The organism is Chryseobacterium sp. AG844, assembly GCF_003182335.1.
GTDB lineage: Bacteria > Bacteroidota > Bacteroidia > Flavobacteriales > Weeksellaceae > Chryseobacterium > Chryseobacterium cupriresistens.
In genome coordinates, this window is the sequence record NZ_QGTV01000017.1 from 24,626 (window position 1) to 44,523 (window position 19,898).

The 19,898-nt window shown below is 33.7% G+C and carries 19 protein-coding genes and 1 tRNA gene; 7 read left to right on the plus strand and 13 right to left on the minus strand.

Annotation, left to right across the window (positions count from 1 at the left end; genetic code table 11):
• The first annotated feature begins 46 nt into the window (after window positions 1–46).
• Window positions 47–679 (plus strand): hypothetical protein, encoded by a 633-nt coding sequence (locus tag DEU40_RS15835; RefSeq protein ID WP_110010745.1) that lies wholly within the window; start codon window positions 47–49, stop codon window positions 677–679.
• 160 nt (window positions 680–839) lie between these two features.
• Here the strand turns inward: DEU40_RS15835 and DEU40_RS15840 are convergent, their stop codons facing one another.
• Entirely contained in the window at window positions 840–1,400 is a 561-nt protein-coding gene (locus tag DEU40_RS15840; RefSeq protein WP_110010746.1) for an RNA polymerase sigma factor, read from the minus strand.
• A 127-nt stretch (window positions 1,401–1,527) separates the two neighbouring features.
• Between DEU40_RS15840 and tyrS the strand changes: the two genes are divergently transcribed.
• A complete protein-coding gene (gene tyrS, locus DEU40_RS15845) occupies window positions 1,528–2,823 on the plus strand; it encodes a tyrosine--tRNA ligase (protein ID WP_110010747.1) in 1,296 nt (431 codons plus the stop codon).
• Between the two features lie 72 nt (window positions 2,824–2,895).
• Here tyrS and DEU40_RS15850 read toward each other — a convergent pair whose 3' ends face one another.
• Window positions 2,896–3,300, minus strand: a complete 405-nt coding sequence (locus tag DEU40_RS15850) for a hypothetical protein (RefSeq protein WP_228406535.1) — start codon at window positions 3,298–3,300, stop codon at window positions 2,896–2,898.
• Between the two features lie 214 nt (window positions 3,301–3,514).
• Here DEU40_RS15850 and DEU40_RS15855 point away from each other — a divergent pair, with 214 nt between their 5' ends.
• Both DEU40_RS15855 and DEU40_RS15860 read left to right on the plus strand, forming a co-directional pair.
• Entirely contained in the window at window positions 3,515–5,488 is a 1,974-nt protein-coding gene (locus tag DEU40_RS15855; RefSeq protein ID WP_110010749.1) for a sensor histidine kinase, read from the plus strand.
• Window positions 5,478–6,116, plus strand: a complete 639-nt coding sequence (locus DEU40_RS15860; protein ID WP_110010750.1) for a response regulator transcription factor — start codon at window positions 5,478–5,480, stop codon at window positions 6,114–6,116. Before DEU40_RS15855 ends, DEU40_RS15860 begins: the two co-directional genes overlap by 11 nt.
• A gap of 48 nt (window positions 6,117–6,164) precedes the next feature.
• On the opposite strand, the gene DEU40_RS15865 is transcribed toward DEU40_RS15860, so the two are convergent.
• Entirely contained in the window at window positions 6,165–6,596 is a 432-nt protein-coding gene (locus tag DEU40_RS15865; RefSeq protein ID WP_228406536.1) for a hypothetical protein, read from the minus strand.
• Between the two features lie 243 nt (window positions 6,597–6,839).
• Between DEU40_RS15865 and DEU40_RS15870 the strand changes: the two genes are divergently transcribed.
• The 3 genes from DEU40_RS15870 to DEU40_RS15880 all read left to right on the plus strand — a co-directional run bounded on the left by DEU40_RS15870 (window position 6,840) and on the right by DEU40_RS15880 (window position 9,449).
• The gene (locus DEU40_RS15870; RefSeq protein WP_110010752.1) at window positions 6,840–7,478 is read left to right on the plus strand and encodes an alpha/beta hydrolase; all 639 of its coding nucleotides are present in this window, start codon (window positions 6,840–6,842) and stop codon (window positions 7,476–7,478) included.
• Between the two features lie 120 nt (window positions 7,479–7,598).
• Window positions 7,599–8,918 carry a PDZ domain-containing protein gene (locus tag DEU40_RS15875; protein ID WP_110010753.1) on the plus strand — a complete coding sequence of 440 codons (1,320 nt, stop codon included), beginning with the start codon at window positions 7,599–7,601 and terminating at the stop codon, window positions 8,916–8,918.
• A gap of 3 nt (window positions 8,919–8,921) precedes the next feature.
• A complete protein-coding gene (locus DEU40_RS15880) occupies window positions 8,922–9,449 on the plus strand; it encodes a hypothetical protein (protein ID WP_110010754.1) in 528 nt (175 codons plus the stop codon).
• Here DEU40_RS15880 and DEU40_RS15885 read toward each other — a convergent pair.
• From DEU40_RS15885 to DEU40_RS15930, 10 genes are all read right to left on the minus strand, one after another.
• On the minus strand, window positions 9,442–10,470 hold the full coding sequence (locus tag DEU40_RS15885; RefSeq protein ID WP_110010827.1) for a L,D-transpeptidase: 1,029 nt from the start codon (window positions 10,468–10,470) through the stop codon (window positions 9,442–9,444). The genes DEU40_RS15880 and DEU40_RS15885 overlap by 8 nt on opposite strands.
• 464 nt (window positions 10,471–10,934) lie before the next feature.
• Window positions 10,935–11,008: transfer RNA gene (locus DEU40_RS15890), tRNA-Asp, on the minus strand.
• Window positions 11,009–11,298: 290 nt separating this feature from the next.
• Window positions 11,299–12,492, minus strand: a complete 1,194-nt coding sequence (locus DEU40_RS15895) for a glycosyltransferase family 4 protein (RefSeq protein WP_110010755.1) — start codon at window positions 12,490–12,492, stop codon at window positions 11,299–11,301.
• A complete protein-coding gene (locus tag DEU40_RS15900) occupies window positions 12,492–13,625 on the minus strand; it encodes a glycosyltransferase (RefSeq protein ID WP_110010756.1) in 1,134 nt (377 codons plus the stop codon). Before DEU40_RS15900 ends, DEU40_RS15895 begins: the two co-directional genes overlap by 1 nt.
• Window positions 13,622–14,431: a hypothetical protein gene (locus DEU40_RS15905; protein WP_110010757.1), complete on the minus strand. Its 810-nt coding sequence runs from the start codon at window positions 14,429–14,431 to the stop codon at window positions 13,622–13,624. Before DEU40_RS15905 ends, DEU40_RS15900 begins: the two co-directional genes overlap by 4 nt.
• Complete coding sequence (locus DEU40_RS15910) at window positions 14,385–15,608, minus strand: O-antigen ligase family protein (RefSeq protein ID WP_110010758.1); 1,224 nt, start codon at window positions 15,606–15,608, stop codon at window positions 14,385–14,387. The genes DEU40_RS15905 and DEU40_RS15910 overlap by 47 nt, the downstream gene beginning before the upstream one ends.
• A complete protein-coding gene (locus DEU40_RS15915) occupies window positions 15,598–16,737 on the minus strand; it encodes a glycosyltransferase family 4 protein (RefSeq protein WP_110010759.1) in 1,140 nt (379 codons plus the stop codon). The genes DEU40_RS15910 and DEU40_RS15915 overlap by 11 nt, the downstream gene beginning before the upstream one ends.
• 6 nt (window positions 16,738–16,743) lie before the next feature.
• Window positions 16,744–17,880: a polysaccharide pyruvyl transferase family protein gene (locus DEU40_RS15920; protein ID WP_110010760.1), complete on the minus strand. Its 1,137-nt coding sequence runs from the start codon at window positions 17,878–17,880 to the stop codon at window positions 16,744–16,746.
• Complete coding sequence (locus tag DEU40_RS22810) at window positions 17,870–18,424, minus strand: acyltransferase (protein ID WP_110010761.1); 555 nt, start codon at window positions 18,422–18,424, stop codon at window positions 17,870–17,872. The genes DEU40_RS15920 and DEU40_RS22810 overlap by 11 nt, the downstream gene beginning before the upstream one ends.
• Entirely contained in the window at window positions 18,421–19,890 is a 1,470-nt protein-coding gene (locus DEU40_RS15930; RefSeq protein WP_110010762.1) for an oligosaccharide flippase family protein, read from the minus strand. Before DEU40_RS15930 ends, DEU40_RS22810 begins: the two co-directional genes overlap by 4 nt.
• Window positions 19,891–19,898 lie beyond the last annotated feature (8 nt).

A 19,898-nucleotide genomic window follows, 5' to 3' on the forward strand; every position in this document is an offset into this window, starting at 1 on the left:
ATCATTCAAAATATCATTTGTATATTTATATGCTCAAAATATTCTTATGAAAAAAATATTCTTCCTTTTATTCGCGATATGCGGAACGTTTTCTCTTGCCCAAAAACAATTTCAGCCTGCAGGTTCCACGGTTATTGAAACTGTAGACGGAGATCTTGATGGTGATAAAATTCCTGAAAAAGTAATTATCTACAACACAAAGGACACCACTGATATGGGAAATATCCGTGAAATTCAGGTTCTGAAAAAGGTTGGCGGTACATGGACAATCCTTGAAAAATCCAGAAATGCTGTTATGGAAAGCAACGGCGGAGGTATGATGGGTGACCCTTACAGAGAAACGAAAATAGAAAAAGGAATTCTGATTATTTCTCAAAACGGCGGAAGCAGCTGGAAATGGGATGTTACAGACAAATACAGATTTCAGAACGGACATTTTGAACTGATAGGAACCTCCTCAACTTCGGGAAGACCTGGAGATTACTGGAAAGATATAGATTTTAACCTTTCAACAGGACAGCTGAACTATTCCAAAGAAGTAGAAAATACAGCTGAATATGGTAAATCCTTAAAGGAAACTTATATTAAAAAAGGACTAAAGATCAATCTGCAGAACAGAAACCAGGAAAAGCAGCAAAAAATAGTTCTTCCCAAAACAAAAGAGGAAGTTTATTTTTAAATAAAAGTCGTAATATTTAAGTTTTGGCTGAAGCCAATTGTGAATCTTGTTGTTCTGGCGAAGGAAGAATCTTATTGATGAACAAATTTATGAGATTCTTCACTCCATTTCATTTCGTTCAGAATGACAAGTCTGTTTCTATTGAATAATATTATTGAATTTAATGATCATCAAACTCATTATTTTTCAGGAGTTCTGCCAGGACTTTTTTGGCCCGCATGACCCTTACTTTGGTATTGGCGACTGAAATTCCCAATTCATCAGCAATTTCTTTGATACTTTTTTCTTCAAAAAATCTCAATCTGATAATGTCCTGATAATTGGCATCCAGGGATTCTATGGTTTTGATGATTTTCTTCTGTTCTTCTTCGGAGATAAGCAGTTCTTCCGGTGATTTTGCGTATTGGTTTTTGACCTCATCAAGATTTTCAACAGCGTCTTCGTTGTCGCGGTTTTTCTTTCTCCAGAAATCAATAACGGTATTCTGGGCAATGGTCAGTACCCAGGTTTTAAACTGAAAATGAGGATCGAACATATCCAGTTTTGACAATACTTTTGAAAAAACATTGACAGTAATTTCATCGGCATCATTTTCATCTCTCACTTTCTTCATAACAAAGGAGAAAACATCCACCCAAAAAACATTGATGAGTTTAGTCTGGGCCTTCTGGTCTTTATCCTTGGCCTTCTGGATGAGCAGGAATAGCTGTTCGTCGTTCATTAATAACAAATATAGATTATTTGGGCTGAAAAACAAAGTATAGGAAAGCTAAAATGGTAAAAAGGCTTTCCCTTAATACTTCGGAATTTATTATCTTTGCATCTTAAAATTTTAAAGTTAAAAATCAATGAATTCCTTTATAGAAGAACTGAAATGGCGTGGTCTGTTTGCCGATATGATGCCAGGAACCGATGAACAACTGAATAAAGAGGTAACTACTGCATATATTGGTTTTGATCCTACCGCCGATTCTTTACATATCGGAAGTCTTATCCAGATAAAAATCCTGGCTCACTTCCAGCTGCATGGCCACAAGCCTATCGCTCTGGTAGGAGGTGCTACTGGAATGATCGGAGATCCATCCGGGAAATCTGCTGAAAGAAATCTTCTGGATGAGGAAACTCTTTTACATTATGTAGACTGTTTAAAGAAACAGCTTTCAAAGTTCCTTAATTTTGAAGGAAATGAGCCTAACAAAGCTGAGCTGGTAAACAACTACGACTGGATGAAGAATATTTCTTTCCTTGATTTTGCTAAAAATGTCGGAAAGAATATCACGGTCAACTATATGATGGCAAAAGATTCCGTAAAGAAAAGATTCTCAGGAGAATCCGGTGCAGACGGAATGAGCTTTACAGAATTCACATACCAGTTAATCCAGGGATATGATTTCCTTCACTTATACCAAAACAATAATGTGAAGCTTCAAATGGGAGGTTCTGACCAGTGGGGAAACATCACTACAGGAACAGAATTGATCCGTAGAAAAGCTCAGGGTGAAGCTTTTGCTTTAACAGTTCCTTTAATTACAAAAGCAGACGGTTCCAAATTCGGAAAGTCTGAAAGCGGGGAAAATTACTGGCTGGATAAAAAGAAAACTTCTCCTTACAAGTTCTACCAGTTCTGGCTGAATGCTACGGATGAGGATGCTGAAAGATTTATCAAATTCTATACTTTCTTAGGAAAAGAAGAAATTGAAGCTTTAATTGAAGAGCACAAAACAGCGCCACACGAAAGAAAGCTACAGAAGAAACTTGCGGAAGAAGTTACCGTTTGGGTACATGGAAGAGAAGAGTATGAAAAAGCATTGAAAGCTTCTGAAATTCTTTTCGGACGTTCTACTGCTGAAGATCTTGTAAGCCTCGATGAGGAAACTTTCCTGGAAGTTTTTGATGGTGTTCCTCAAAGAGAAATTGCAAAAGCTGATGTTCTGGGAGTGAATATTGTTGATCTTCTTTCTGAAAAATCAGGGTTCTTGAAATCTAAAAGTGAGGCACAAAGAGAGATTAAAGGAAATTCAATTTCTGTCAACAAGCAAAAAGTAAATGATACTTTTACAGCCAATGAAACAGATCTTATTGATGGTAAATTTTTATTGCTTCAAAAAGGTAAGAAAAGCTACTTTATTGTAAGAGCAAACTAGTAGAAAATACATAAAAAAACCGGCGCTGGGATGAATCTCAGCGCTGGTTTCATTTCCTAAATAAATTTAATATTAAAATGTATAGCTTGTAGTAGCCGACAAATACTGTCCGCTGGAAGTTCCTTCTTTCTTCAGTTCTCCATCTACCCAGATCTGAACTTTCAAAGTTGCAGAAGCATCCGGTCCGACAGCGTTTACTCCAACGGTGGCATTGTATGCTCCCGGTTCTGATGTTACCTCAGGGCTGCTCCATGTTGTTCCGCTAAGACTTGTTGCAGTGGTAGGGTTACCATCAATTCCGTACACCGCTACTTCAATATTACTGCCTGAAGAAGCGATTGCTTTAAAGACCACTTTATGACTTTTCCCTGCTCCATTCACATTGTTGTCGTCATCATCGTTACTGCATGACACTGTAAATCCAATAAGCATTGCTGCTAGTACTGCAACGAATGCCCCTCTTAACAGCTTATTCATACTCATTTTTTTCATAATCTTTTGTTTAAATTTTAGTTACTATATTGAATATTCTATGATCCATGATTTGATATCTGCAAAGCTATGAGCATCACCTACGTCTATCAATCCTGAAAAACCAGTAATTTTTTCTACCTAAATTCAGGTATTTTTTATGCTAAAATTTTTAATTAAATTGAGCGTTTAAAAAAATATTTTACAGAATTGATCCATAATGAAGAGATTACTTGTCCTGTTAAGCCTGTTTTTGTCTTTGGCATTACAATCCCAGCAAATCATTCCGCTTAATGAGAAATCTTATATAGACAGCTTACAAAGTATTACAAAGGGAAATCATCCTGATACTTCAAAAGCAACGGCCTTTTTCCTATTATCCAATTATTACAGGAACAATGATTCTGTTTTGAGCAGGAAATATCTTTCCAACGGAAAATTACTGGCGCAAAGCCATCCTTTTTTTTCAGCCAAATATTATTATTACGAAGGACAGTATAATCTGGACAGGAATAAAAAGAAAGCTGCTGTTTCTTATCAGCAGGCTATTCAGTCTTTATCAAAATTCAAAAATGAAGAATCCGATTTTCTTCAGGCTCTTGCCTGGTACAGCTACGGAGTTTCGCAAAAGGATAAAGAGGGTTATATTCCTTTGGTTAAAATCATGCTTGAAAAGAGTATCCCGTTGGTTGAAAAATATAAGAACAGCAGAAACCTGGGGTTCCTGTATACTCAGCTTGCAGTGATTCTTACTTATAATGCCCAGTTTAAAAAAGCTGAAGGTTATAATACCAAAGCCCTGGAAATTCTTGAAAAACAATATCCGAATTCTGCTGAGCTATTTTTTACCTATCTCAATTCTGCCAACAATTTCTGTTATCAGGCCAATGGAGACCAGGCTGAAAAGTATTTGAATAAAGCCGAAAAGCTTATCAGGGCATATCCTGAATCTTCATCCAATGCTTTTTATTATTACAGCAAAACCCTGCTGTATATTACCCGGCAGAAAAATGAGGAAGCTCTTCCTGTAATAGAAAAAGGAATTTTTTATACCAGAAAGTACAATCAGAATCTCCTGGCACAAATGTTTTATTTCAACAAGTTTGACATTTTAAAGAAACTTAAAAGATATAAGGAAGCTAAGACTACCCTGGAAGATGTTTTAACGGAAAAATCCCTGGCTATTGATCTTAATAACAGAAAAACTTTTTATAAGCAGCTTTCCCTGCTTAATGAAGAATTGGGAGATACTAAAGAAGCGCTCCTGTGGGAACAAAGATATTCCAAACTCAACGATAGTTTGAATACAGAAAATGTAAAGCTTGAAATCAACAAACTCGAAACTAAATTCAATACCGCTGAAAAAGAAAGAAAAATAGCAACCTTAAATGCTGAAAAGAATCAAAAAGATCTGGAAGTCAACAAGAAAAATTCTTATTTATGGGGAATGGGTCTGGTTTTATTGCTGGCCTTAAGCCTTCTGATCTTCCTGTTTATTATTTTCAGAAAAAACAAAAAAATAAACGAGCAGAAGCTCAATGAAATAAAGCAAAAAGAAGAATTATCATTAACCAAAGCTATTCTTGATGGTGAAGAAAGGGAAAGAGAACGTATTGCAAGAGATCTTCATGATGGCCTTGGAGGAATGCTTGCGGGTGTGAAAATCAATTTTTCTACCTGGTCTTCCAGTCATTTAAACCCTGAAAAAGATCAGGAGTTTTATAAAATTCTCGGACAGCTGGACAACTCTGTAAGTGAACTCCGCCATGTGGCCAGAAATTTAATGCCTGAATCATTGCTTAATTTCGGTTTGGAAACGGCCATACATGATTTGTGTGAATTTTACAACAGAAAAAATCTTGAAATTGATTTTCAGGCTATTGATATTGACAAATCATTACCTTTAAATATCCAGCTTAATATTTACAGGATTGTACAGGAATTACTGGCCAATGCTGTAAAACATGCCGAAGCCAGCAGTATTCTGCTTCAATGTTCACAATCCGGCAAAAATTTTCTGATCACGATTGAAGATAACGGAAAAGGATTTGATAAAAATATAGAAAACACTACCAAAAGTATGGGACTTCGTAATCTGAAAAACAGAGTCAATTACCTGAAAGGAAAAATGGAAATCAATTCTGACCACCAGGGAACAGCAATTAATATAGAACTCAATATCCATGGAGAATGAAAAAATAAATATTGTCATTGTAGATGATCATCCTATTGTCATTGAAGGATTAAGAATGATGCTGAAAAGCCAGCCTTTCTTTCATGTAGCAGGAAGTTTTGCATCCGGTGAGGAGACACTGGGTTTTATCCGGTCGGAAATGGCAGATATTGTTCTTCTGGACATTTCGCTCCCTGATTCCAACGGTACAGATCTCTGCAGAGAAATAAAAAAAATATCACCCAATACCTCTGTCATTATGTTCAGCAACCGTTCGGAAAGAAGTATTATTATGCAGTCTATACAAAACGGAGCAAGCGGCTATCTTCTTAAAAATACGTCCATTGATGATCTTGTGATATCTATAAGAGGGGCGCTTTCCGGAGATATTGTTTTCTGCAATGAAACCAAGCAGATAATCAGCCTTCCTTCTCAGAATATCCTTCCTGTTCCGAGGCTCACTAAAAGGGAGAAACAAATTCTACAGATGGTAGCACAGGGGAAAACAAGTAATGTAATTGCTGAAGAACTTTTTTTAAGTCCTCTTACCGTAGACACCCACCGCAAGAATCTGCTGCAGAAATTTCATGCAAAGAACTCAACAGAATTGATCAGTCTGGCTGTACAGCAAGGCATGATTGAAGAATAAAAAAAACCGCTTTGAAAGCGGTTTCTTTTATATAATGTTTAAAATAATTTACGGTTCTAAGAAGCTGTAATCAATAGAAGCAACTAATACACCTTTACCTTTTTTCTTAACAGTTCTTACTACTTCTCCATCGATGTAAAGATTGATTGTTAATTCAGAGTTATCATCCGGCATTGATGCGTTGGCATCAAGATTCAGTTGTGCCTGGCTGGAATTTACAAAGAACTCTCCACTTGTCCAGGGCGAAGTTACCGGAGACTGCGGAGTATTGTATATGGTGTTCTGAGTGGTACCTACCTGTGTTACAACACTTATTATCTCTCCTCCGGAAGTTGTCTTCACTTCGAATTGAACCACATGATCCTGAAACTCTTCATCGTCATCTTTTTTACAAGAATTAACAACGGTGATTACAGAAAATAATAAAACGAATAAAAAAGAAAGTCTAAGTAAACTTTTTGAATTGTAAAATTGCTTCATTTCTCCAAATAGATTTTTTAATGTTTCAAATATAAGTTTTTTATTAATATAAAAATAACTTTTATGAAAATTTTCCAATAAAGATTTCCAAATAATATCAAATCAATAAAAATAAAAAAATCACGAAAAATTCAAAAATACACCGCAGATAATTAATCGTTACACATACATCATCGTGCAGCAGAAGTTCATTGTATGAATAATAAAGTTAAGATTCTGCAGGTATTTAATTATCTTTGCTGTATGAATTTAGATTACTTAGTAAGAGAGCCGGAACATATTACTTCCCAAACTCCCATTCTTTTTATGCTTCATGGCTATGGCAGCAATGAGCAGGATCTTTTCAGTTTTAGAGAAACGCTTCCCAATGACTGGATCATTGTAAGTTTCAGGGCTCCCCGTGATACTCAGTTTGAAGGATACTCATGGTATGATATCAATTTTAATGATCCCGAAAATTTTATCGATGTCCCTCAGGCCAATGAATCTTTACATGCAGTTCTGGAAAGCATGTTGAAGATTATTAACCACTATGGACTTACGGAAAGCAAAGCTCACCTTTGCGGCTTCAGCCAGGGAGGAATACTGTGCTACGCTCTGGCTTTAAAACATCCTGAGCTTTTCAATCGTGTTGCCTGCATGAGCAGCTATCCTGAAGAAAAAATTCTGGACGGTATTGTAAAAGATAAAAAGAAACTGGAAGGACTTCGTTTTTTCATTTCTCATGGTACGGATGATGCTGTGATCCCGCTTGAGTGGGGAAGAAAAGCCGCAGATCTGCTTTATGATCTCAGCTGTTACTTTACGTTCAGAGAGTATATGAGCGGACATGGCGTCAATCAGAAAAATTATATGGATTTGATGGACTTTTTTTCAAAATAAACAAAGACCGTTTTGAAATAAATTCAACAAAAAAACCTACATTATTGTAGTTTATATAAACATTCCAGCTTTTGGAATGTTTTTTTATTATCATATAGATAAATTCAGTAAATTCAGTAAATGAAATTTAGATTCTTTTTACTGGGATTATTACTTAGCATTTTTGTAAGTGCCCAGAACACTTTTGAACTAATTAATACTAAAAAAGCGGTTATTCCTTTTCAGTTTATCAACAATCTTATCTTTATCCCTATCAATGTTAATGGTGCTGATCTTACCTTCCTGCTGGATACTGGAGTTTCGGAAACCATACTTTTTAGTCTGGAAAATAAGGAAGTAAAGCTAAGCAATATAGAAAAAGTAAAGTTTTCAGGTCTTGGAGGAAGTTTAAGTATTGACGGCCTGAAATCGGAACGCAATATTGGCAAAATAGGAGATGCTATTGTCAATACCTCTATGTCTCTTTACATTATTATTGATGAAGAATTTAATATTTCGCCTCATGTAGGAATTCCTGTAAATGGAGTGATCGGCTATCATTTTTTTAAAGACCATCCTATTTATATAGATTATACATCAAAGAAAATAACCGTTTATGAAAATACTGCCCTTTTGGAAAAGAAAATCAGACGGTTTGAAGAGTTTCCCATTACCATTGAAAAGAATAAGCCTTATTTGCATGCCGATGTAGAAATGACCAATGAAAAGAAAGATTCAAAATTACTGATTGACCTTGGAAACAGTGATGCGATCTGGCTCTTCCCTACTCTTATTAAAAATTTCGTTTACAACAGACCCAATATTGATGATTTCCTTGGCCGCGGTTTCAACGGAGATATCTATGGCAAAAGAAGCCGGATTCATAATTTTTATCTCGGAAATTTTAAATTTGAAAAGCCACTTACTGCTATGCCGGATGAATTTTCTATCCAGCATGTTAATTTGGTAGAAAACAGAAAAGGTTCCATAGGAAGTGAAATTATGCGTAGATTTACTGTAGTTTTTGATTATCCCAATCAAAAGTTATATCTTAAGAAGAACAGAAACTTTGACGATCCTTTCCATTTTAATATGAGCGGACTGGATTTCAGACAAGACGGATTGGAATGGCATCAGGACAAGATAAATATTGAAACTCAAAAATCAGCTAAAGTAGTAAATGAAGTTTACAAAGAAGCTTTTCGGTATAAATTCAGTCTGAAACCTATATTCTCCATTGCAGGAGTAAGAAAAGACTCTCCAGCCTATGAAGCAGGCCTTAAAAAAGATGACAAAGTTCTGAGCATTAACGGAGAACGGACTGCGGACATGACTCTTGAAAAGATCATGGAACTTATGAAGTCCAGCGAGGGCAGAAATATTACCATGATCATTCAAAGGAAAAACGAAGAACTTACATTCCGCTTCATGCTTGAAGACCCAATTCCTTATCAAGAATAAAATATGAATACTGAAGAAAGCACCTTAGACAGAATAAGAACCAGACCCAGATTTAAAATGTTTACTCATCTTACCAAAGAAGAGTATGCTGAAAATCTTAAAAAATATATGGAAGAGCATAAAGATGAATTTTCAGGAAATATTAATAAGGAGGTTGCTACCATCTGGGTAAAAACAGAATATGATAATTACTGGAAACCCTGCCTTGCCTTAAGGGTAGAAATGGAAGATGAGCATACAGCAATACGCGGAGTATTTGGCCCAAGCTCTGCAGTGTGGACGTTTTTTATGTTTCTGTACTTTTCATTTTCTATTATGTGGATGACATTCTTCACGATGTATTACGTGGAGAAACAGATAAAAAGCGCCGAATACCCCTGGGCACTGAGCGCTTCTTTTGTCATGTTATTGTTTATTCTTCTTACGTATATTGCTGCAAGATTCGGGCAGCATAAAGGTAAGGAGGAAATGATCAAACTTAGAAAATTTGCTGAAGAATCTACTTTGCAATTTGAAAAGAAAATCAATTAGATAAAGGTTCTGCAGGCTTTTCATTCTGAACAGGTGCAGATGCTGCTTTTGCTGCTTTGATAGAATCCACCACTTTTTCTCTGTTGCTTTGTTCTTTAAGCATTTTTGGAACGTCCGGCTCTAAAAGCTTCGTCAATTCTTCAACGGAAATATTGTTGGCATTAGGATCGTCCAAAAGATTTCTCCATGGTTTTCTTCCTCCCCATTTGTAATCTCCGAATACCATTACCGCTGTACCTTTGGCTTTTGTTGTAGCACCGCCGGGATTCAGAATCCAGGTATCTGCATAAGAATACAGCCATTGGGCATCTTTCCTCAGCAATCGGAGACATGAGTGAGAAGCAGGATATCCCGGAAGGGTATATTCATGCCATCCAATTCCTCCGATATTGTGAATATTAAAGTTATAAGGAAGTTTCCATTCAGTACTTACCGTAGAAATGGCAAGTTTCTTTTTCCAGTTGGCAAAAGTAAGCCCTCTTGTGGTCTGGGCTGCTTTTTTCCCCATACTTGTCGGGCCCCATTTTACAAGACTTCCATTGGAATATACGGCAAAAGCCTGTATAGGATATGAGAATATGACAAACTTTTTCACTCCGCTTAATACATCCAGCTGCATTGGAAACGGTGAATATGCCATCAATGTTGTATCTATTTTTGCAGGAACAACCAAAGTATCGGCATTCCATTTACTTTTAGAATCCAGCCTGTTTAAAGCTAAAATAGCAGTTCTCTCCTCTACACTGTATTTCTTGCTGAATTCTGCATACACAGAATCACGCATTTTTTTATCCTTAGGAAGAACAAAGGCATTATAGAAACCATTTTCCTGCATCACAGGCGGAACAGATTCTTTTTTCACTACAGGAACAGAATCTTTCTTTATGGAATCCTTTTCCACCTCCGAAGCTTCCGAAGAAGCAACAGTATCTTTAAAAGTATCACTTATCTTTTCTATTTCCTTTTTACAGGAAATCAAGAAAAAAGCGCATAAACAGACATAAAGAAAGGATTTTTTCACAGATATGTTTTTCATAAATAAATCGGCCATTTAGTTTGGCTACCCAGTACAAATATCAGACCTAAATTTGAATCATAAAAGATATTCTTAAAAATACCGTAAAAAAACGGAGGTTTAAGGATTGCAAATGAGGAGTTATAGTTAGTTCATTTTTATAAGGTTAGCGTTCCAGACAGGGATTCCGGGAGTCTCACATAAACATTATTCTCCTTTCCAGTTCTTTTTGAAAATAGTTTTACACCAAGATCAGTTTACATTAAAAAATTCAGTATAAATCTCACAATACATAAAAAAGCAATCAGCAACAGTATGTAAAACTGAACTTTATTTACTTTTCTATTCCCGAATTTCCAGACGAGAATTCTGTCAATGATAAATTATCACTTTTACAGGAATGAAATTGAATAGTAAATGGAAGGGGGGGGGAAATAAAAAAGTCTTCTATTTCTAGAAGACTTTTTCTGCGATCCGGACGGGACTCGAACCCGCGACCTCCGCCGTGACAGGGCGGCATTCTAACCAGCTGAACTACCGGATCAATTAAAGTAGCATTTGCTTTTAACTGGTGCAAATATATAGCTTTTTTTAACTTTTCCAAAGAAACGAGTTCTTTTTCTACGAAAGATTTTGTTAATATGCAGATTGTCAAATACAAAAAATAAGGTATCTAAGTATTTTAAAAGATTATCTTTCAAATTCAGGTAAGTTTTCTCTTTACGGAAACAATCAACTGTTTTTTTAACTATTCATCCGGTATCTAAAACTCACTATTCCCTTGTTATTATGATAGCAGAAAAATGATTGTACCAATACCTACTTACATGTCTCCTAAGCATTATCTACTTCTTCGATAACTTCAACAAACTTTTTACACAAAATAGACTTGTCATAAACTGTTTCAGCCAATTTTCTTGCATTTTGTCCCATGTTTTTGACCACCTCAGGGTTGTCTTTCAAATAGAGTACTTTTTCTACAAGTTCTTCCGGATGGTTGGGGTTTACATAATATCCGCAATGGTATTTTTCGGCTATATCCTTCGTCCATCCGGCAGAGTTTACAATAATCGGTTTTCCTGCAGACAACGAATCGAAAAGTTTGTTCGGAGAGTTGGTATACAAAATCGGAATATCCAAAAAGGAAATCATAGAAACATCTGAAAAATTGACAATCTCAGATACGTCTGTCATAGGGAACTTTCCGAGAAATTTCACATTTTTAAGGTTGTTTTTCTCAACTTCATCTACCAAATCCTGTTCGGTAGAACCACCTCCTACAAACAAAAATTCTATATCTTCTCTATCTTTTAATAATTTGGCAGACTCAATAATTGAATGAGCTCCATTTGCCAATCCCAGAGATCCAAAATGAACTATTTTGAAGGAATCTTTTTTTAACCCGAGTTTTACCATCAATTGATCATTTTTCCCCCTAGGCCAGAATTCGTCCATTTTAGCCATATTAGGAATCATTGATGTTTTTTCTTTTGGAATATATTTTACGACTCCATCCTGCATACCGGGAGAAAGGGCAATAACGCGGGAAGCGTTTTTATAAATCGTTTTTTCCAGCAGACGAGTTGTTTTAATTGTCCAGCTGTTTTTTATGGCTCCCATTTGTATAGGCACCTCAGGCCAGAGATCCCTTACTTCAAAAACAAAAGGTTTCTTTTTAAACCACTTTAATATAAGTGCCGGAATACCTATTGTAAGAGGAGTAGATGTAGCAATCACCAAATCAATATCTTTCTGTTTCCATCCTACTACAGATGATTTGTACATAAATTTCAGGAAAGCCTTTAATCTTCTGGAAACACTCATATTCTGGTCATAGTCTTCTTTTATATAAACGACTTCAATACCATCAATGTTTACCACTTTAATATCCTCTGAAAATTTCGATGATGAGGTGAGCATAGTAACTTTATGCCCGTTTTTAATAAGTTCTTGTGCTAGCCAATACGATCTTGTTCCTCCGGGTTCCTGAGGAGTTACGAAATATTGGTGGATGTATAATATGTTCATTATTTTTTTTCTGTATATAATTGTTGGTATACTTCAGCTATTCTCTTCCAGTCATGATTTTCTAACAATTGCTCCATATCAAAACTATAATGATCTTGTTTTTGGATTAAACGTTCAAGCGCCCGTTCGATCGCAGAAACAGAAATGTCTTCCACTTTTTCCCCAATAGAATCATCATAAAAACCGTCGATCCCTTCATTTTGTGTGTACATCACCGGTAAACCCTGCAGAAGGGCTTCTATATACACCAGGCCAAAGGTTTCTGCTTTGGAAGGCATTGTAAAGAAATCACTTCGTTCATAGTAGGATTTTAAAACAGGCAGACTCTCAACTTTTCCTACAAACTCAAAGGAAGGGTCGTTTTTAATAGAATCAAGGATTCTTTTCTCGTCATTTCCTCCTCCTCCAATCAGTGTTAATTTTATCTTATTCTGAACCTTGTGATTATAATTCTTAACAGCATTAATAAGGTTAAAGACATTTTTTCCCTTATTAAATTTCCCTATATAAAGCAACTGAATGCTTTTTTCATTCTTAACAACATTCCTTTTCATCACCTTTGATTCGATCCAGTAAGGATCTACACCATTTGGGACCACTGTGAGTTTTTGCTGTACATTCTCCAGGATATGAGACAGTCTTGAATCTTCAAGCATTCTTTTTTTATAGACTGCCGAAATGGTTATGATCTTATTCGCATTCTGAAGAATTTTTTTTCCGTAGCCTCTTTCGTGCAGAAAATATTTCAAAAACACATTAAGATCAGTATTACGCACTGCTACTATGTAGGGAATATTATATTTTTTATGAAGTTCATAGGCCGCTCCGCCATCGCTGTACCATGTGTGAGCATGAATAAATTTGACAGTCTTGAGATCTATTTTTGCTTCAATGTCCCGTACAATTTTTTTAATTTTTCTCTTATACAAAACCCGATCTGCATATTTTGATAAAATATGGCTGTAGATAATCTGAGAGCGGTTATTTTTAAAATTTATTTTATTTTTTCCTATTCTGGAAGCCTCCCGAAATGGATTGTATACAATCTGCTCCACCCCGTTATTATCCAGCTCCCTCACTAAATTTTTATAAACTGTGGATCCTGAGTAATCGTTTGTAATGTGGAGTATCATTTATCTAAAATTTTTAATGTACTATTCAGCTTCTGATTAATATTAATTGTTTCTTTCGAGGGTTCCCAATAAATAATACCGCTTACTTTCCTTCCTTTGTAGCTATAATCTTTTATCAGTTTTAAATAAGTATCATATAAATTTTCATTAACTACACTACCACCAGAAATTTTATTATAAGGATGAACTTTATACCAAACAAATGGTAATACAGGTTTTTGAACTTTTTCTGCCATTTGAAAGTTCAGATCTAAATTATTTGTGATATAGTTTTTAAAATAACTATCGCCTTTTTCAAAATTAGAATACATCAGATATAATGAAGGAGCAAGGTAATCTACACTTTTTAGTAATGGTTTTAATTTTTCAAAATCATTAAATTTCTTTTGAAAATCATAATTGAAGTTAAACGGAACACCATACAATACAACTTTTGCATTAGGCCTCATTTTTTTTACCAGATTTACCATATCTACCAGTTTCTTTATGTTTGAAGCGTAATTGACATCAAATCTGCTTTTCTGTTTAACATCCTGATAAACTTTATTTTCAATATCCAGTACTATTAAATCGGTACTTTGTTTATTAGGTATGATCGTATTAATACCCTGAGTTAAGGTATTAAGGTCAATGATATTTTTTTTATTACCGTCAATGTAATGCTGGCCAAAAAAATAATAATTTTTTATACAATTTTTACATTGTATATTATACCTTTTACTTTGTGTATACACATAAAATTCTTGTCCATTAAACCAACTAGGCATTAAGCACAGGAGTACGATGAGCATTAAAATATTTTTCATATCTGAAAGTAATAATTGTTAAAATCAATAAATACCATAGCAAATTGTTGGAATAAATATTATTTGAAAACATACTGAAAATAAAAAACTGGCAAAAGATCATCGGAATCCAACCTGTTGAATGATCATTTTGTATAACATACTTTCCTTTTATAAAAAGAGTTCTAATAAATAGTACTACAAGTATCATTCCGATAAAAAAACCTGTTGCCATAAAAGCTTCGACAAAAAGGTTATGGGGATAAGAGCCTATGTATGGTTTTGTTTGTATTAAAAAGTTCTTTCCAAAAATAGGATTGTCAATAAATTCTCTTAGAGCGACCTTAAATAATTTTTCACGCTCATTATCCTTTTCAAAAGTTGAAACCAATCTGTCTAAGAAATTACTCTTAAACAGACTTCCAAACAATTCCATAATCTGAAAAAAGAAAACGGAAATAAAAACAGCAGGTATGCTCAAATAAAAAACTCCTTTCGTTCCTTTTTTAATAACAAAATAAAAAACTGTCGACAAAATCAAAGCTATAAAGGGACTTCTACTTGCTGATACGAAGATAATCAGCGCCCCTAAAATTATACCGGCTATATAAAGAATAGAAAAAATTCCCTTTTTCTCATTTGCTAGTTTATAAATCGATAATAATGCTAACATAGTTCCATATTGTCCATATACAAGGACACCTATTTCAAGATCTCCAACATCTCTTCCGGTAACATTACTATTATTTCTTGATAATAATGATACAAAGAGTAAAGCGTATATGGTATAGTAAATTATGTTGAGTATTCCCTTAAAGTTTAATTTCTTAAAGTCTAATACCATAAAAGCGAAACAAGGTATTAAAACAACTCCAAATGCAAACTGTACATATTCTGAGTAAGTTTTATTGGAAGTAAGTCTTATAGGCTCAAAATAAATATCTTTCAATAAGAATAGGGAATAGATTCCCCAAAAAATTAAGAATAGGGTGTAAAAGCTAAAAATTTTAAAATTAAATTTTTTAGAAAAAATATTGCTACTGATAATGATAAGGCTAAAAGCCAGCACAAGTACACGATAGATTATATTAATACCCTGCCCTTGTATTTTCAAAATAGAAGGTAGGAAGCTAGATATTAAAAAGCCAGCTAAACAAAAGATTACATAAAAATTATAAAACTTTTTTTTAATTTGCATTATGCACTTTATTAATAAAATTTATCCAATTTATTCTCCATTTTTGTTCATTGAAAGAATACTCTACCGTTTCTTTTGCTTTTTCTGAAATTCTTTTTAAAGTATCAGGGTTTTCAATCAAAAAACTTATTTTTTCAATAAAAGCTTTGCTATCAGGATTCATAATATATCCATTATAATCGTCCAGAATAATATTGGTCATTCCCCCAACATTTGAAACGATAGGTACAGCCCCCGCAGCCATTCCTTCTAATAATGAGAATGAAGTCCCTTCACTTCCATAAGTCGGCACTAAAGTAATATGATGTTGTACATTGAACTGCTCGGATTCTCCGATACCATATTTAGTAATGTTGACATTTGCGAAAGAACCAATTTCTTTTATTAATTCATTTTTTAACGGTCCTTCTCCACAAATTGTAAATTCTACATTATCATATTTTGCTGTAATATTTTTTACTATATCTATCAAAATATGCACACCTCTCATCATCTCGAACCTTCTTGCAAAAAGAATTTTAATTTTATCACCAGAAATCTGATTGATGCTGGTTTCTTTAGAAATAGTAGCATAATTAGGTATTACTACCGTATTTTCTGAATAATTTCGAGGTAAAATTGTTCTTATCCAGTTTGTAAAATTATAATCTACACATACAACGTTTTTACAAATAAGAAAGTCTTTTGCATTTTTGTAACATTGTAAGAGTTTATAGAATATACCTACTATGTTCTTTTTAAAAAATCCGGGAAAGGCATTATATGAAATATAATCAAATGAAATCCCATGTTGAATAGAAATCGTTTTTGAATATCCTTTTAACTTAAACGCGATCTTATCTGTACCAAAAACAATTATATCATCAACTGAAATTTTATCGTTAACCTGGTTAAAAACATCTTTCGTTTGTTTTTTTAATGATTCTTTCAGATTGTTTTTCTTACCTATAATAGTTATTCCTTTATATTCTGACACAAAGTTTTCGTCTGCGCCCTGGTAAATTACTACCTCGTATCCTGCATTTTTTAAAGCTGTACCTAGACCTATTAAATAATTCTGAATACCTCCAACCGTAATCTGCTTACCCAAACGATCCATTACCGCTAAATAAAAAATATGTATTTTCATCTGATATTATTGTAATTGATTATAATATTCTTTTAATTTTAAAAACATTTGATCAGATAATGTTTTAAATTCAAGCATCTTCTGTGTCAAATATGTTTTTCGTTGTACATAGTTTTCATTGAGTAAAGAAATCTTGGAATACAAATCTTCCAGATCGAAGGGATTTCCCCAGCTGTATGAACTTTCAGAATAGGTTTCTGAAATAAACTTTAATTTCTGTTCAACTTCAATTGTTATAAATGGTGTATTCAATAATGAAGCAAAGATAGCCCCGTGAAAACGAGCTGTAATAAATAAATCGCACTTTGAAATATCTTCCAAAAAAGAGTCAAATTTATCCTTTTCAGGATTCCAGATGATCATATCCAATTTATCTTTTTTGCTATACCAATATGAATCAGATTCGGCATCAAAAAGGATATACTTTATCTCGTATCCGTCTTTCTTAAGTTTTTCTGTAGCATGCTGCAATTTCTCATAGTATTCTCCTCCTCCATTTGCATAATTCCAGTCTCTTACAATAACTCCGATCTTCTTTATTTCCTTAGCCTCATTTGTATATGAATCTAAAAAATGACTTTTAAAAGAATAACAAATATCCGGTGAAAGAATCGGTTTTTTAACACCCCATTCTCTTGATTTTCTTAAAGCAAATTCATCTCTCACACCTACAAATTCTGCTTTAGCAAACAACTCTCCCGTTTTTTTCTCTATAGTTGAATTTTCTATATCAAAAGGTCCTACACCTACACCAACCAATGCAATGTGTGAGGCATAATTGCTGATCTGGAATTTGTTTTCAATAAAGTTTTTCTTTACTATTCTTTTGTCAATATAGTTTTTAATATGGCTGAGATTAAATATTTTATCTTTTAACCCTTTGCTGAAAGTATTTTTTTTAAATTGATAAAATTGTGTTCCCCCTCCATATACTAATAATTTTGAATTTACAGGTTCTTTAAGTTTATGATAATCCATAACTTTAACACCAGGTAAAATATTATTAATATAAGAAGCTGACTGGCAAAGAAGTACAATATCAGTGGAAACTTCATTCAATTCCTTTACGATAGTATACATTAAGGCATCATCACCAAAATTGCCGAAACCATAACCACCTCTTATAACTATATTAGTTTCCATTTTTTTGTTTTAAATAAATATTATCTAATTCCTTATTCTTTAAATAATCGCTTATATTAGATCTCTCCTTTATTATTTTTGCAGGATTTCCTCCCATAATCGAAAACTTCGGAACATCTTTAACAACCACACTTCCTGCTGCAATGACTGAACCTTCTCCAATAGTAACTCCAGGTACAATAATCACGCTATCACCAATCCATACGTTTTGTTCAATCACAACATCCTTTATAAGTAATTCCTTGTCATAAGGTATTGCCTTAATATCATTAATATAATTATGATTTGCCGTATAAATTACTACTCTGGGGCCTATGATAGTACCTCTTTTTATTATAATTTTTCCAAAACTTGATAAAAATGAATCACGCCCCATGTATACATAGTCTTCTATATATACATTTTTAATATTCGTAAATTTAAAGCCCGTAGAAATTTTACATTTTTTACTTATATTACTACTACTTAGTATCTGTTGAATTTTATAATTATGTATTTTTCCGTCTACAAAATTCTTTATGTGAAATAAAATTTTACCTATCATTTTATATATACTTTATACCATTTATAAAAAGTAAAGAGACTTGCTGTTAATAAAAGAACAGCGATTAAGGCTCTTAAAACAATATTATCAACACAGATAAAAGACAAACAACCTAATGAAATAATAATGATCAAAACAAAATGTTCCTTGCTAAGAATCAGTTTTTTACTGATTAGCTTTTTTTTCAAATAGAAAGGAATAAAAATAACAGTATTCACAAAATACCCTATTAAAAATCCTACAGCTCTTCCTATTGCTCCATAATCTATTAAAAAATTGCATACAATTATTGTAGTTACAGCCCAGGTCATATTAGAGAAAACACTGAACCACATAAAATTTCCTGCTGCAAAATTTCTGGCGATCCCCTGTCTTTGCGCTATAATAATCGTTGATAAAGAAACAAATAGTAGTGTTAAGTGCATATCACTATTCTGATATTTGCTTCCATACAGTTGGGAAAACAAATCTGGCAACACTAAGATTGGCAGAAAAAGCACAACTCCTATCACATATGATTGGTTAATATTAAAGAAGTCAAATCTTTTGTTATTTTTACCAAAATTCTTCATTGTAAGTGGATAAGTCACTTGTCCAATTATTCCAAGTAACAGAGTGCCAACCTGAGAAAAATTAAAGGTAGCATTATAAATTCCTAATTGATAATATCCATTTATATGACTTTTTATCAACATAGAATTACAAATCAGTACCACCGGGCTTAGCATCATACTGCTTATAAAAGATGGTAAAGTGAAATTATACACTGTTTCTAAATGCTTCTTCTGGCCTTTTATTGTAAACTTTATTTGTTTAAGGTTTAATTCTCTTTGTAATAATATTGCTGAACAGAGCCAAATAGAGAAATTAATTATGACAAGAGAAACAACTACACCGTAAATTCCAAATTTGTATGCAGAAAACAATATCAGCGGTAATGAAAGGATCCCATTTACCATATTGACAAATGATATGCTTTTAAAGTTTTCAAGACCAGCAAGAGCACCTGTTTGCAATCCGTTAAGGGATGAGAAAAAAATAGCAAAAGCACAAAGTAATACCTCCTTAGACATATTTTGATTTCCCACAATATACTCACCTACCTGTTTATTAAATACCAATGAAAGAACAAGTATCGCCACTGCTAAAAAGAATACAGACAATCTTGTTAAAGAATAAATCTCACTGGCCTTTTTCTTATCACTCTCAGCGTATAAAGCAAGATATTTTGTAGCAGTTACACCAAAACTTGCAAGGCTGAATGTAGTAAATGTATTAATGTATGATTGCAATAATCCCAGCTTTCCGTACTCGTCTACTGTCAGTATTCTTGCAACTAAAAAAAGAGCTATAAAAACAAATCCTTTAGATATAAGAGTTCCCAAAAAGGACCAGAATACTCCTTTAATGATCTTTTGTTGGTTTCCCGTCCCTAAGACTTTCTTATATAATGATTTTATATTCACCTTTCAAA